Annotated in this window: 13 protein-coding genes; 8 read left to right on the forward strand and 5 right to left on the reverse strand. The window is 63.9% G+C overall.

All coding sequences use genetic code 11. The annotated features are described in order from the left end of the window. Nucleotides 1–26: 26 nt before the first annotated feature. The 3 genes from NKH33_RS09065 to NKH33_RS09075 are packed head-to-tail and all read right to left on the reverse strand — an operon-like array spanning nt 27 to nt 4005. Complete coding sequence (locus NKH33_RS09065) at nt 27–1307, reverse strand: energy transducer TonB family protein (RefSeq protein WP_352919004.1); 1281 nt, start codon at nt 1305–1307, stop codon at nt 27–29. A gap of 48 nt (nt 1308–1355) precedes the next feature. Beyond that, nucleotides 1356–1787 carry a hypothetical protein gene (locus NKH33_RS09070; RefSeq protein WP_352919005.1) on the reverse strand — a complete coding sequence of 144 codons (432 nt, stop codon included), beginning with the start codon at nt 1785–1787 and terminating at the stop codon, nt 1356–1358. 4 nt (nt 1788–1791) lie between these two features. Beyond that, complete coding sequence (locus NKH33_RS09075; protein WP_502906729.1) at nt 1792–4005, reverse strand: TonB-dependent hemoglobin/transferrin/lactoferrin family receptor; 2214 nt, start codon at nt 4003–4005, stop codon at nt 1792–1794. 201 nt (nt 4006–4206) lie between these two features. On the opposite strand from NKH33_RS09075, the gene hemP reads away from it, so the two are divergent. The 5 genes from hemP to NKH33_RS09100 are packed head-to-tail and all read left to right on the forward strand — an operon-like array spanning nt 4207 to nt 8309. Beyond that, entirely contained in the window at nt 4207–4413 is a 207-nt protein-coding gene (gene hemP / locus NKH33_RS09080) for a hemin uptake protein HemP (protein WP_352451949.1), read from the forward strand. A gap of 9 nt (nt 4414–4422) precedes the next feature. Further along, nucleotides 4423–5481: a hemin-degrading factor gene (locus tag NKH33_RS09085; RefSeq protein WP_352919007.1), complete on the forward strand. Its 1059-nt coding sequence runs from the start codon at nt 4423–4425 to the stop codon at nt 5479–5481. 11 nt (nt 5482–5492) lie between these two features. After that, on the forward strand, nt 5493–6401 hold the full coding sequence (locus NKH33_RS09090; RefSeq protein WP_352919008.1) for a heme/hemin ABC transporter substrate-binding protein: 909 nt from the start codon (nt 5493–5495) through the stop codon (nt 6399–6401). A gap of 5 nt (nt 6402–6406) precedes the next feature. Next, nucleotides 6407–7510 (forward strand): FecCD family ABC transporter permease, encoded by a 1104-nt coding sequence (locus NKH33_RS09095; protein ID WP_352539708.1) that lies wholly within the window; start codon nt 6407–6409, stop codon nt 7508–7510. 10 nt (nt 7511–7520) lie between these two features. Beyond that, the gene (locus NKH33_RS09100) at nt 7521–8309 is read left to right on the forward strand and encodes a heme ABC transporter ATP-binding protein (RefSeq protein ID WP_352919010.1); all 789 of its coding nucleotides are present in this window, start codon (nt 7521–7523) and stop codon (nt 8307–8309) included. A 245-nt stretch (nt 8310–8554) separates the two neighbouring features. On the opposite strand, the gene rirA is transcribed toward NKH33_RS09100, so the two are convergent. Then, the gene (gene rirA / locus NKH33_RS09105) at nt 8555–9016 is read right to left on the reverse strand and encodes an iron-responsive transcriptional regulator RirA (RefSeq protein WP_023676431.1); all 462 of its coding nucleotides are present in this window, start codon (nt 9014–9016) and stop codon (nt 8555–8557) included. 191 nt (nt 9017–9207) lie between these two features. Between rirA and NKH33_RS09110 the strand changes: the two genes are divergently transcribed. The 3 genes from NKH33_RS09110 (at nt 9208) to NKH33_RS09120 (ending at nt 11658) form a co-directional block, all read left to right on the forward strand. Continuing rightward, nucleotides 9208–10512 carry a DUF445 domain-containing protein gene (locus tag NKH33_RS09110; protein WP_352919011.1) on the forward strand — a complete coding sequence of 435 codons (1305 nt, stop codon included), beginning with the start codon at nt 9208–9210 and terminating at the stop codon, nt 10510–10512. A gap of 82 nt (nt 10513–10594) precedes the next feature. Then, nucleotides 10595–11023, forward strand: coding sequence for a phasin family protein (locus tag NKH33_RS09115; protein WP_352830992.1), 429 nt, complete (start codon nt 10595–10597; stop codon nt 11021–11023). Nucleotides 11024–11160: 137 nt separating this feature from the next. Further along, nucleotides 11161–11658, forward strand: coding sequence for a MaoC family dehydratase (locus NKH33_RS09120; protein ID WP_023676428.1), 498 nt, complete (start codon nt 11161–11163; stop codon nt 11656–11658). 30 nt (nt 11659–11688) lie between these two features. Here the strand turns inward: NKH33_RS09120 and NKH33_RS09125 are convergent, their stop codons facing one another. Next, a complete protein-coding gene (locus tag NKH33_RS09125) occupies nt 11689–13092 on the reverse strand; it encodes an aminotransferase-like domain-containing protein (protein ID WP_352919013.1) in 1404 nt (467 codons plus the stop codon). Nucleotides 13093–13132 lie beyond the last annotated feature (40 nt).

The following is a 13132-nucleotide window of genomic DNA, read 5'->3' on the forward strand; positions in this document are numbered from 1 at the left end:
CTTTGGTATCCACATGAGGACGATCATTACCTGATAGCGAGCGGAACTTCGAACTGCCAGGCCGAGCGACCGGCTCCTTCCGGAATGGGAGGAAACGGAGAAGCCCGGCGGACTGCGTCGAGTGCGGCTTTGTCCAGCGCGGCAACACCCGAACTGCCCGTCAGCCTAGCCGACCGGACGCTGCCGTTCGAGCCGACGGTAAAGGCAACGGTTGCTGTGCCGGTGGCGCGTGTGCGTGTCGAATTGAAGGCCCGCACCAGTTTTGACCTGATCTTGCCGGGATAGTTCGTGACGGCGGCATTGCCGATGCCTGATTTGCCGCCTCTGCTGGCGGTCAGGATCTTGCCGTCCTTCCTGCCGTCGGCCATGCCGCGCGCGACATCCGTTTCGTCACGGCCGCCGGAGCCGGCTTTTTTCTTCTTGGTGTCGGCTTTGGCCGCAGCCTTGCCCGCCTTCTTGCGCAGGGCCGGCTTTTCAGGCTCGTTTGGTTCGGCCTTCCTGGCCGGCTTGTTCTTTGCGGTTGCCTTCTTCGGCTGCCTGGGCTCCGGCCTGTCCGGCTTCGGTTCTTCCGCCGCGCCGACTGTCTCGGTCGTCTGAACTGTTTCGGCTGGCTTCGGATCGGCTGGTGCCGGTGCGCTTCTCTCGGCAGGCTCGGCCGTTTCGGCCGCGCTGACTGGCGGCGGCACGGCATTGCCGTCGGCAGGCACCAGCCTGTCGGTCGCAAGAATGTCGGGCGACGGGTCCTGGCGCGCCGGCTGGACAGGTTGCGCAGGCTCGGCCCGGTCGGCAACGGCAGCGATTTCCGTGGCGGCCTCGCTGACCGGCTCGACCACTTCTGTTCCCGATGCTTCGGCCGCGTCAGTGACCGGCTGGAGCGTCTCCTCTGCCGCGGCCGCCTGCGCCTCGACCGTTTCGACGGGCTTGGCGTCCAGCATGGTCACCATCGTCACGTTGGCCACGTCCGGGTCGTCTGCGACATCGCCGGCCGCCTGCTGCGGGTCGGCGCCGAGCAGCATGTCGCCCTGCTGGTCGGCACCTTCGATCCTTGGCCGGTCGTCCGGCAGCGTGAGAAAGGCCAGCGCCACGGCGACGTGGAACGCGCAAGAGCAGGCGATCGCCACCGTCCAGTTGCGGCGCCGCTGCATCTGTCGCGTCTGCCGCAATGGCTCCGCAGGCACCGTCGGCAAGTCGCCGTCGGCATCGGCGATGTAACTGTCTTCCGGCCTGTCGCGCGGCGAAACAAGCAGCGCCCCGCGCGGGATGGCGAAATCCGGATCGTCCGGTTCCGGCGGCAGGAAACCGGCCAATGGCCACGCGACGGGGTTTCGTGCGAATTCGGGTTCCGGTCCCAAAATTCAGACCCCGAAGGCGATGCCGGTCCTGGTCTGCGTCTTCAGCCCGCGCATGCAGGCATTCGGCTCGGCGCCGGCGCATTCCGTGACGCTGTTGATCAACACGCGGCTGACCTTGCCGCAATCCGTGCCGGCAAGATCGAAACGCGTCACCTTGGTCTTGCCTGCCGGCAGCTCCTTGAAGTCGAGCACGGTCAGCCGGTCGACGACGCCGGCCTCGTTGAACAGCGCGATCTCGAACGCCGCCTTGGAAAGACCGGCGCCGAGATTGTTGGTGACGACGAAGGTCAGGCGGCAGCCCTTGTCCGAGGGCTGCGCGCCGTTCAGCTCGAGGAGAAGCGCCGGCGCTTGCTGCTGTGTCCATGCTGGAGCCGCAACAAGCGACATTGCCAGCACCGCGGCGAACAGACGAAGGGATGCCGTCATGCCTGTCATTGTCTCAGCCTCCAAACCTCATCGTCGCCGCCAGCTTCAGCGTGACGCCTGGCTCGTAGACAACACTCGTCGTCGATGCGTTCAGCGGGTTGGCGTATTTGACGTCGAACAGATTGTCGGCGCGGAAATCGACCTTGAAATTGTCGGTCGCCTGGTAGCTGGCGAAGGCATTGACCAGCGTGTAGTCCCTGGCCACCGGGTTGCCCTGCGGCTTGCCGTTGTATTGCACCTCGCCGCCGACGGTCAGCCTGTCCTCGAGGAAGCGAAAGCCGAGTTGCCCGGTGACCTGGGAGGAAGGGATGGTGACAAGGTCCGCCCGTTCGCCTTCATAGGAAATCGTATGGCCGTCGGTGAACGACGCCGAAAGCCCGGCAAAGCCCCAGGCGGCATCATAGACGCCCTCCATCTCGAAACCGTGGATCTTGGCCTTGGCGAAGTTCTGATACTGGAAGCAGATCGGGATGCCCGGGCCGAACGGGCAGCCGCTGGTCGGGTCGAACGGCGAGAGCGTCACGCCGTCTATGTAATCGTCGACGTTGTTGTTGAAATAGGCCGCCTTCAGCCGCAGCGCGTCATCAGCCTCAATGACGCCGTTGGTGCTGTAATTGACGCCAAACTCCACGGTCTTGCCGGTTTCGGGCTTGAGATTGGGATTGGGGAGGAACGGGAAGCTGACGCCGGCTGGATGGTTGCCGCTGATCAGGGTCTCCGACAGCGACGGAGAACGATAGCCTTCAGCGTAGGTGCCGTAGAATTGCAGCCCGGAAAGGCTGGCGCTCTCGAAGGGCGAAATGCCCACTGTGATGCGTGGCGACAGCCGGTCGCCAGAGGTTTCGCCGACATCGCTGTCAAGCTTGTAGCTGTCGTAGCGCAGCCCGGCGATGATCTCGAGCCGGTCCCAGGTGAGCTTGTCCTGAACGTAAGCGCCGGAGACGTTCCTGTTGCCCGAGGGCGTATAGAAGCTGTCGCCGCCAGCCGTGCCGCCTGTCTCGACATCGTCGCCAACCCAGTCGCCGCCATAGGTCAGCTCATGCGCAATGCCGACGGTCTCGAATCTCGACGTGTTCCAAATGTCGATGCCGGAGGTGCCGATGTCGAACGTCGATTTCGAACCCGCCGGCAAAACCACGGGCAGACCGGTGACCGGATCAAACCGGTTTTGCGCCACAAGGGTCGTCAGATCGAGCTTGGTCTTGTTGTAGGATGCGTTGATGTGGAGGTCGAGCCAGCTCTTGTCTTCGTCGGTGATGTTGTAGCGGGCCGTGAACGTATTCGCCTTCAGGTCGGCGTCGTTCACCGGCGCGCTGCCGCTGGTCTCGGTCCATCCGTCGTTCGAGCCGATCCAGCCCAGCTTCAGCTCGCTGTTTTCGCTGGGGCGGATGGTCGTCTTGAGGAGGCCGCTCAAGACGTCGAAGCCGGTGCCCGCTACAGTGTCGCCGCCGCCATGCTTGTAATCGTCATAGTCGCGGTAGACGATATTGCCGAGCACGTCCCAGTTCTCGTTGATCCGATAGGCGCCGGTGGCGCTGGCGGTCCAGCCTTCGCCGTTGGTTTCGTAGCGCCCGGTCGCGGACGCCGCCCAGGTCTCGTCGGGCTTGAGGAAATCCTGCGCATCCTTGGTGTCGAAAAATACGACGCCGCCGATCGCCCCGGAGCCGTAGGTGTTGGCGACCGGACCGCGGATCACATCGACGGATTTGATCAATTCGGGATCGATGTAGAAGGTCGATTGCGTGCCATGATCCGAGCGCTGGAAATTCTGGCGGGCGCCGTCGACGACGACGGAGACGCGGCCGAAATCCTGCAGGCCGCGGATGTTGATGCTGGAACTGACACGCCTTGCGTCGGCCTGGACGGCGACACCTGGCACACCGAACAGCATTTCGTTGGGCGTCGTCGCCATGCGGCGCTCGAGCTGTTCCTCGTCGACATGGCTGGCTGAAGCAAGCGACTCGATCGCCGTCTCGCCGGTACGGCTGAGGATCAGGATCTTGTCGAGCAGTGTGGTACCCGCCGGGGCCGGCTTTACCTTTTCGGGCTGTTGAGACGGGTCAGTCTGCTGCTGGTCGGCTGCCGGTTGGGCGGCCTGCTGGGCGCCGGCCGGTGTGGCGAGCAGCGGGATCGCCGCCGCGCCGGCCAGCAACGCGGCCATTTTGCTTGTCATAGAACAATGTGTCAGGCCGCTGCCCGCCAGCCGTCCCCAATTCGCCAACCCCATGCTGCAGCTCCAAGAATCCATGTTCGATGCTGGCTGGCTTGGGGCTCGCTGGCATTTTTCATCGCGTCCGGCGTCTTAAATGTTGACTCATTTACTCCGGTATTGCACTGCTAGATAACATGATCATTCGAGTCAAGAATTGAATCGGCATTTCACGCAGGCGCCGAGCCAGATGCCCGGCACAGAAAAGGGATCGAACCAATGAACACGCACAATCCCAGCGACTTTCGCTATCGCGTCCGCCGTTCCGACGAAAATTCCGTCCGTTTCGATCGGGTCCAATCGGCCGTGAGAACGCTGTCCAGCAACACGCTGTTCCAGGGCGAGCACGAGATCGGCATCGAGCATCATGGTGCGCTGTACCGGCTGAAGATCACCCGGCAGGGCAAGCTCATCCTCAACAAGTAGGTGGTAGAAATGGACCAGCGCGTAAAACCCGCCCCGCACGAGATCCGGCGGGCACGGGCAGACAATCCGAAAATGCGCGAGCGCGACCTCGCCGCCCAGCTCGGTATTTCGGAGGCCGAACTGGTCGCCGCGCATTGCGGCGACTGCGTCGTGCGCGTCGAGCCGCGTGTCAACGACCTTTTGACTGGCCTCGAAGCTGTCGGTGAGGTGATGGCGCTGACCCGCAACGAAAGCGCGGTGCACGAGAAGATCGGCGTCTACGACAAGGTCGTCACCGGCAATCACAATGCCATGGTGCTCGGTGAGAATATCGACCTGCGCATTTTCCCAAAAGTCTGGGCGCACGGCTTTGCCGTGGAAAAGCGCGATGGCGCCGACATCCGCCGCAGCCTGCAGTTCTTCGATATCGCAGGCGAGGCGGTACACAAGGTGCATCTCAGGCCAGCCTCCAACCTCTACGCCTATCAGAAACTGGTGGCCGGGCTGGAATCGCCGAACCAGGAGCCGACGGTGGCGATTTCAGCGGGCACCACCGACGAGACCGAGACTGCGGACAATTCGGCGAGCATCGACGATCTGCGCGACCGCTGGAGCCAGCTGACCGACGTGCACCAGTTCTTCGGAATGCTGAAGACACTGAAGATCAGCCGCCGACAGGCGGTGCGCATGGTCGGCCAGGATTACGCCTGGCTGGTCGACAAGGATGCGGTGAACGCCATGTTCAACCACGCCGCTGCCGGCGCCATGCCGATCATGTGCTTTGTCGGCAATCGCGGCTGCATCCAGATCCATTCCGGCCCGGTCGCCTCGATCAAGCCGATGGGACCATGGCTCAACGTGCTCGACCAGAACTTCCATCTGCACCTGCGGACCGACCACATCGATGAGGTCTGGGCCGTGCGCAAGCCGACCAGGGACGGCCATGTCACGTCGCTCGAAATCTATGGCGCCGACGGCAAGATGATCATCCAGTTCTTCGGTAAGCGGCATGAAGGCGAAAGCGAGCGCGAAGACTGGCGCTTTCTGGCCGAAAACCTGCCGCGTATCCCAAGCCCGACCGCAGCCTGAGGAAAACGACGATGGTTCTTTTCTCCAGGCTGGCATCGGTCTCCAGGTCGGCGCCTGGTCCTGCGGCCGCTGTTTTCCTGGCCTTCGCCGCGCTGATGACGGCTCAAGCCGCCGAGGGCATCGCGACTTTCGCCGATCGCTCGAGGATCGTGGCTATCGGCGGCTCGATCACCGAGATCGTCTACGCGCTCGGTGAACAGGATCGTCTTGTCGCGCGCGATTCGACCAGCCGCTATCCGCAAGCGGCGGCGGAACTGCCGGATGTCGGCTACATGCGCCAGCTGTCGCCGGAGGGTGTGCTGTCGGTCAAGCCGTCGGGCATATTGGCCCTGCGCGGCAGCGGACCGAAGGAAGCCGTCGACGTCTTGAAGAAATCAAGCATCCCGTTCATCGAGGTGACCGAGCGCTATGATAATCAAGGCATTCTCGAAAAGATCCACATCGTCGGCAAGGCGCTTGGCACCGAGGCCAAGGCCGATGCGCTGGCGGCCCAGATAGACGCCAAGCTGAAGGCAGCCGAAAAGCAGACCGCCTCGATCAAGGATCGCAAGCGCGTCCTGTTCGTGCTGTCGATGCAGGGCGGCAAGCTGCTTGCCGCCGGCAGCGACACCGCCGCCGACGGCATCATCAAGCTTTCGGGCGGCATCAACGCCATCGACGGCTTTGCCGGCTACAAGCAATTGTCGGACGAGGCAGTCATCACCGCCAGGCCCGACGTGATCCTGATGATGAACAACGCCGGGCCGGCCACCGCGGATGACGAATTGTTTTCGAACCCTGCCGTGGCTTCGACGCCGGCGGGTGCCGCCCGCACGCTGATCCGCATGGACGGCGGCTATCTGCTCGGCTTCGGCCCGCGCACGGCCGACGCCATCCACGATCTCGCCGTCTCGCTCTATGGCGGCCAGGTCACGGATTGAGCGCGATGGCGGATCATTCGATCGCCGGTGCGGCGGGCATCATGGCGACGGCAGCCGAGGGTGATCGTTCGCGGCGCGCCCGCCTCGTCATCGTGCTGCTCTGCGTCGGGCTGGCTATCGCCGTGCTGTTGTCGCTGACCTCCGGCGCATCCGATGCCTCGGCCATCGGCGTCATGCATGATTGGCTGTTCGGCGCGTTGCCCGGCGACGCGGCATTGAGCGCCCGCGACCGCCTGATCATCCATGACATCCGTCTGCCGCGCGTTGTTCTGGGCGTGCTGATCGGCGCATCGCTTGCAGTCTCCGGTGCCGTCATGCAGGGGTTGTTCCGCAATCCGCTGGCCGACCCCGGCCTGATCGGCGTTTCGGCCGGATCGAGCCTCGGTGCGGTCGCCGTCATCGTGCTTGGCTCGACCATGCTGGCGCCGCTGACTTCGGCGCTCGGCACGATGGCTTTGCCGCTGGCTGCGTTCTGCGGCGGGCTGGCTACGACATTGCTGCTCTATCGGGTCGCGACACGGCAAGGCCAGACCTCCGTCGCCACCATGCTGCTCGCCGGCATCGCGCTGGCCGCGCTTGCCATGGCGCTGACCGGCATCCTGATCTTCATGGCCGACGACCGGCAATTGCGCGACCTGACCTTCTGGCAGCTCGGCTCGCTGGGCGGCGCAACCTGGCAGAAGATCGGCTCGGTCGGGCCGGTCATCGTGCTGGCGCTGGCGGCAATGCCGTTCCTGGCGCGCGGCCTCAACGCGCTGGCGCTCGGCGAGGCCACGGCCGGCCATCTCGGCATTCCGGTGCAGCGGCTGAAATACTCCGCGATTGTCGGCGTCTCGGCAGCGGTCGGCGCGTCGGTCGCCGTCAGCGGCGGCATCGGCTTCGTCGGCATCGTCGTGCCGCATTTGCTGCGCCTGCTGATCGGCCCCGACAACCGCTATTTGCTGCCGGCATCGGCACTGCTTGGTGCCGCGCTGCTGCTGTTGGCCGACGCCGTCGCCCGCACCATCGTTGCCCCGGCCGAATTGCCGATCGGCATCGTCACCGCGGTCGCCGGTGCGCCGTTCTTCCTGTGGATCCTGCTGCGCAAGCGCGGCGTCATCGACTTGTGAGACTTTGCCTATGATCGAAGCGCGCGATGTCTCGGTGGCGATTGGCGGCAAGCGCATTGTCGCCAATGTCGATTTCCAGGCGCGGCCCGGCGAAATCGCGGCCATCGTCGGCCCCAACGGCTCGGGCAAGACGACCTTCCTCAGAGCACTGTCCGGCGATCTTGGCTATTCGGGAGAGGTCACCGTCAACGGCCGCAATCTATCGGCGATGAAGCCGGTCGATGTGGCGACGGTCCGTGCGGTGCTGCCGCAGGCGACGACGCTGTCGTTTCCGTTCACCGTGCGTGAGATCGTCAGGCTAGGCCTGGTCGGCGGGCGCTCCGGCGCGTTGCCCGGCGAGGACCAGCGCCTGCCCGAACGGGCGCTGGCTCGCGTCGACCTCGACGGTTTTGCCGGCCGCTTCTACCAGGAGCTGTCCGGCGGCGAGCAGCAGCGCGTGCAGCTTGCCCGCGTACTCTGCCAGGTCTGGGCGCCGGTGCTCGATGGCAAGCCGCGCTATTTGTTCCTCGATGAGCCGGTGTCCAGCCTCGATATCAAGCACCAGCTGATCATCATGGACATCGCGCGCGATTTCGCCAGACGGGGAGGCGGCGTGGTCGCCATCCTGCACGACCTCAATTTGACGGCGATGTATGCCGACCGGATTTTCGTCATGCATCGCGGCAGGCTCGCCGCGACAGGTTCGCCGCAACAGGTGCTCAGCGACGAGCTGATCGAAAAGGTCTTCGATTGCCGACTGAAGGTCGGCGTGTTGCCGGCGGCAAACATGCCGTTCGTATTGCCGCAGTCGGTCTGTTGATGTTCAGGTGATGCCGGCCTGCAAATGGCGGTTTCCTGCGCTTCCGGCCTTCGCCGGCCGAAGCATTCATGAGAGGTGCGGCAGTTAAGGCTATGGCCGGCGCAGGCCGGTACTCACGTACCCAAACGTACGCTCGGTTCCGGTTCTCGGAACCCACCATTTTGGTCGCTTCGCGCCCGTCTTCGACTCCGGCTCGGCCTGACCTGAATCTCAACAGACCTCACCAATTGAGATGCGACCAAAAATCAGGCGGCCGGCGCCCTTTGCACCAGCATGTCGATGCCGAGCAGGTGGCGCACATTCGGGCGCGCCGCCACCAGATCGGCGATCGTGTAGCGCGACAGCACGGCGAAGAAGGCGTTGAGCGCTTCGCGCAATGCCGAATTCAGCGCGCAGCTGTCGACCAGCGGACATTCGGCGGCGTCGTTCTCGAAGCACTCGGCCATGGCAAAGCTTTCCTCCGTCACCCGCACGACATCGAACAGGCTGATTGATTCGGCCGCGCGGCCGAGCCTGACGCCGCCATTCCTGCCGCGCACCGTTTCGATCAGGCCGTTTTCGACCAGCGGCTGCAGGATCTTGAACAGGAAAAGTTCCGATACCGAATAGGCGGCGGCGATCTCGGGGATGCGGCTCAACCGCTCGGTGTTGGCGGCGCAATACATCAGAATGCGCATGGCGTAGTTGGTCTGACGGGTAAGCCGCATTGTGTCCTCACATAACAGTGGTTGGCGTCAATATGGCCTATAGTTTGGAACAATTCCAGACTGGCGCTGCATAATAGATGAATTCCGGCGTCAAGTTTGCGTGCACGATTGCGCGCACCGGAACCAGCGGCGCGCTTTCTAGGGCAGGCGGCACTAGATAAGTTCGCATACACGATCAGGAGCGGCCCATCATGTCACGACCAGCCCCGGCATTTGCATCCGTCGCGTCCGTCCGGTTCGACGCCGATGCCGACGCCAAGCTTTCGGCGCTCAGGCGCACCAAGTTCGTTGCCGCCGCAGCACTTGCGTTTTGCGTGCTGGTCTTTGCGGTGGCGAAATCGCTCGAGAGCCGGCATGCGTGGCTGGGCTTCGTCGCCGCTTTCGCCGAGGCGGCGACGATCGGCGGGCTGGCGGACTGGTATGCGGTGGTGGCGCTGTTTCGGCGGCCACTTGGCCTGCCGATCCCGCATACGGCCATCATCCCGGAAAACCAGAATCGCATCGCCGACAATCTCGGCCGCTTCATCGAGGTGAATTTCCTGGCGCCGGAACCGGTGCGCGAAAAGCTCGCCGAGGTCGACTTTTCGGCGCTGGTCGCGGACTGGCTGGCCGACCCGAACCGCGCCGCCGATTTATCGCGCTTCGTCGGCCGGCTGGTGCCGCAGACGCTGGCGGCGGTCGAGCAATCCGGACTGCGCGGCTTCGTCACCAGCCGTGTGCTGGAGCAGATCGAAAAGGTGCCGCTGGCGCCGCTCGCCGCCGAGCTGCTGTCGGCGCTGACTGACGATCGCCGCCACCAGAAACTGTTCGACGAGTTCACCAAGGTGGTCGGCCGCTTCCTGAGCGACGAGCAGGCGCTGGCGACGATACGCGAGAAGATCCGCGAGGAACTGCCGTCGCTGTTCAACCTGTTTCGCGCCGACGCCTATCTGTTGAAGAAGATCGTTGCGTCGGCCGGCTCGCTGCTCGATGAGGTGCGGGCCGATCCGCACCACCCGATGCGAGCCGAATTCGACCTTTTCGTCGAAACCTTCGTCGAGCGGCTGAGGACATCCAAACAATATGCCAGGCGCGCCGAAAAGCTGAAGCGCGATTTCCTTGCCCGGCCGGAGCTCAGCGCGCTGGCCGGCGATATGTGGGACAGCCTGCGGCTGTTCATCGAACAGGACGCCAAGGCGCCGAATTCGATGATCCGCGACCATCTCGCCACCATGTTCGTCGAGGTCGGCCGCCATCTTGCCGACGACGCGCAGATCAGGGCCGACATGAACCAGGGGTTCATCGTGGCGCTGGCCTCCTTCGTCGAAAGCCAGAAGAGCGGCGTGTCGAAGTTCATCGCCGACCAGGTCAAGCGCTGGGACCTCGCGCAACTGACAAGGCTTATCGAAATGAACATCGGCAAGGACCTGCAATATATCCGCTTCAACGGCATGATCATCGGTGGCCTTGCCGGCCTCGTGCTCTACACTGCCGAACGGCTGTTTCTTGTCGGCTGACTAGTCCGAATGGACCGCTGAGCTTCGCTGCACTATCTTCCGTGCAGTGGCGGCGTTCGCGGCAACAGGGGAGAGAACCAGCATGGCAAAACGACCGGAGTCCGAGTCCTTCATCGACATGTTCGGCAAATTCGGCCGCGACCTGAAGCTGCCGAATGTCGATGTCGAGGCGATCCTCGCCCACCACGCCAGGAACCTGGAAGCGCTGGAGAAGTCGGCACGGGCGAGCGCCGCCGGAGCGTCGGCGCTGTTGTCAAGGCAACGCGAGATGCTGCAGGACACGCTGCGCGAAATCACCCACATGGCACAAAGCTACAGAGCACCCGGCAATCCGCAGGAAATGATGCAGAAGCAGGCGGCGTTCGCCAGGAAATCCTTCGAGACCGCGCTGAAGAATGCCGGCGAGATGGCCGAACTGGCAAGGGCGTCCGGCACCGAATCAATTGAAATCCTGCGCAGCCGCATCAAGGAGGCGATGGAGGAGATCCGCGCCGGCGACGACAAGAGGTAAGCTGTTCCCCGGCAGCACGCTTGCCGGCAGCGAAGACCGGCGTTCGCGGCCGAAGATTATGGGCTGGAATCGCACTGGCGAATTGACAGGGGCGGCCCGTCGTGGTCCGGAACAGGCAAGCGATCGGGAAAGCAGGAATGACGCAGATACGGCCGAGGACGCCGCCGACCTTCGAGCAACTCAGGGCGATGGCCGGGCAGGAGTTGGGCGTTTCGGACTGGACGCTGGTCGATCAGCACCGCATCGACCAGTTTGCCGAATGCACGGGCGATCATCAATGGATCCATGTCGATCCCGAGCGGGCGAAGCGGCAAAGCCCGTTCCGCACCACGATCGCGCATGGCTATCTGACTCTGTCGATCATCGGCGCGCTGGCGCTCGAGATGGGGATCGTACCTGAAAACACGCAGGCCGCGTTCAACTACGGTTTCGACAAAGTGCGCTTCGTGGCGCCGGTCAGGGTCGGCTCGCGAATCAGGCTGCGCACCACGCTGTTGTCGATGGAAGACAAAGGTCCGGGGCAATATCTGATGAAGGCCGCCAATACGGTCGAGATCGAAGGCGAGCAGAGGCCGGCGCTGACCGCCGAGACGCTCGTCATGCTTTATGCACGCCGCAAGCGGGCAGGGGCCTGAGAGTTCAGCCTCAGTTTTGCGGCAGCGCAATCAACGCGACATCGCCTGTTCAAGCGCCCTGAAAACCCGGTCGTCTCCCGATTGGGCGACGTTGAAGCGCATGTAACGGCTGGCCGAACGAGACAGGCTGAACGCATTGCCGGGCGCAAGCACGACATTGGCCGACAGAGCATGGCGGGCGACGTCCGCGGCATCTATCCCCTCCGGCAGCCTGCACCATAGAAACATGCCGGCGGGCTGATCTATCCATGGCACGATGCCGATCGCCCTGAGGCGGGTGCCGGTTTCTTCCATGGCGCGCGAGAGCCGCGCGCGCAGCAGATCGACGTGCTTGCGATAGAGGCCGTCCTTCAGCAGCGTCAGTACCAGTTCGGATGCAAGCCGACCGCTGCCAAACGACGTGGCGATCTTGAGATCGGTCAATCCTTCCATCCAGTCGCGAGGAGCGGCGATGAAGCCGCAGCGCACCGATGCCGACAGCGTCTTGGAAAAGCTTCCGATATGAATGACCCGGCTGAGGCCGTCGAAGGCAGCCAGCCTGGGCGCCGGTGTGTGTTCGAAATCGGCGAAGATATCGTCCTCGATGATCGTCAGCCCCGACTGGTCGGCGAGCTTCAGCAGCCGATGGGCAACGACCGGGGACAATATCGCGCCGGTCGGATTGTGGAGCGCCGAATTGGTGATGTAGAGGCGCGGCCGGTGCTCGTTCAGCGCTTGCGCGAACCGTTCGATGTCCGGACCCGAGCGCGTGTAGGGGACGCTGATCACCTTGGCCCGATGGGCGCGCAACAGGGCATGGAAGTTGAAGTAGCAGGGATCGTCGACCAACACCGTGTCACCCGGTTCGAGCAGGAACCGGCACAGCAGGTCGATCGCCTGAGTGCCCGATTCCGCCAGCATGATCTGGTCCGGGGAGGCTTCGATACCGTGCTCGGCCATGCGCCGCGCCAGCAGATGGCGTAGCGCCGGCAAGCCGAGCGGCGTGCCGTAATCGGTCAGCGCTGCGTCGTCGGCGCGGGCCATCGTCCGCAGCGCGCGACGCAATCCGGCCTCGGGCATCCATGACGCCGGCAACCAGCCGCAACCCGGTTTCAGGACGCCGTCGCCGGCTTCCAGCGATTGGCGCGAGACCCAGAGCGGGTCGACAGCACGGTCAAGCCTGGGGCCGATCTCGGCCAGCGACAACGGAGCCAGCGGTCCGGCGGCATAGAAGCCCGAGCCCGGCCGCGAGCGGATCATGCCTTCCGCCGCAAGACGCTCATAGGCTTCGACCACGGTGGATTTGGAAACCTGCATGGCCTTGGCGAACGCCCGGATCGAAGGCAGCCGCATTCCCGGTGTGAGGCTGCGCGCGGCGATCCTGTGCCTGATCGTCGCCATGACGCTTTCGACAAGCGTCCGGCCGCCCTCATCTGTTGTCGTCTGCTCATCCATCCGTACTGCTCGCCCTACCATAACGGTTTTGTCAAACTGT

This window comes from Mesorhizobium sp. M1182, assembly GCF_040318335.1.
Classification (GTDB): Bacteria; Pseudomonadota; Alphaproteobacteria; order Rhizobiales; family Rhizobiaceae; genus Mesorhizobium.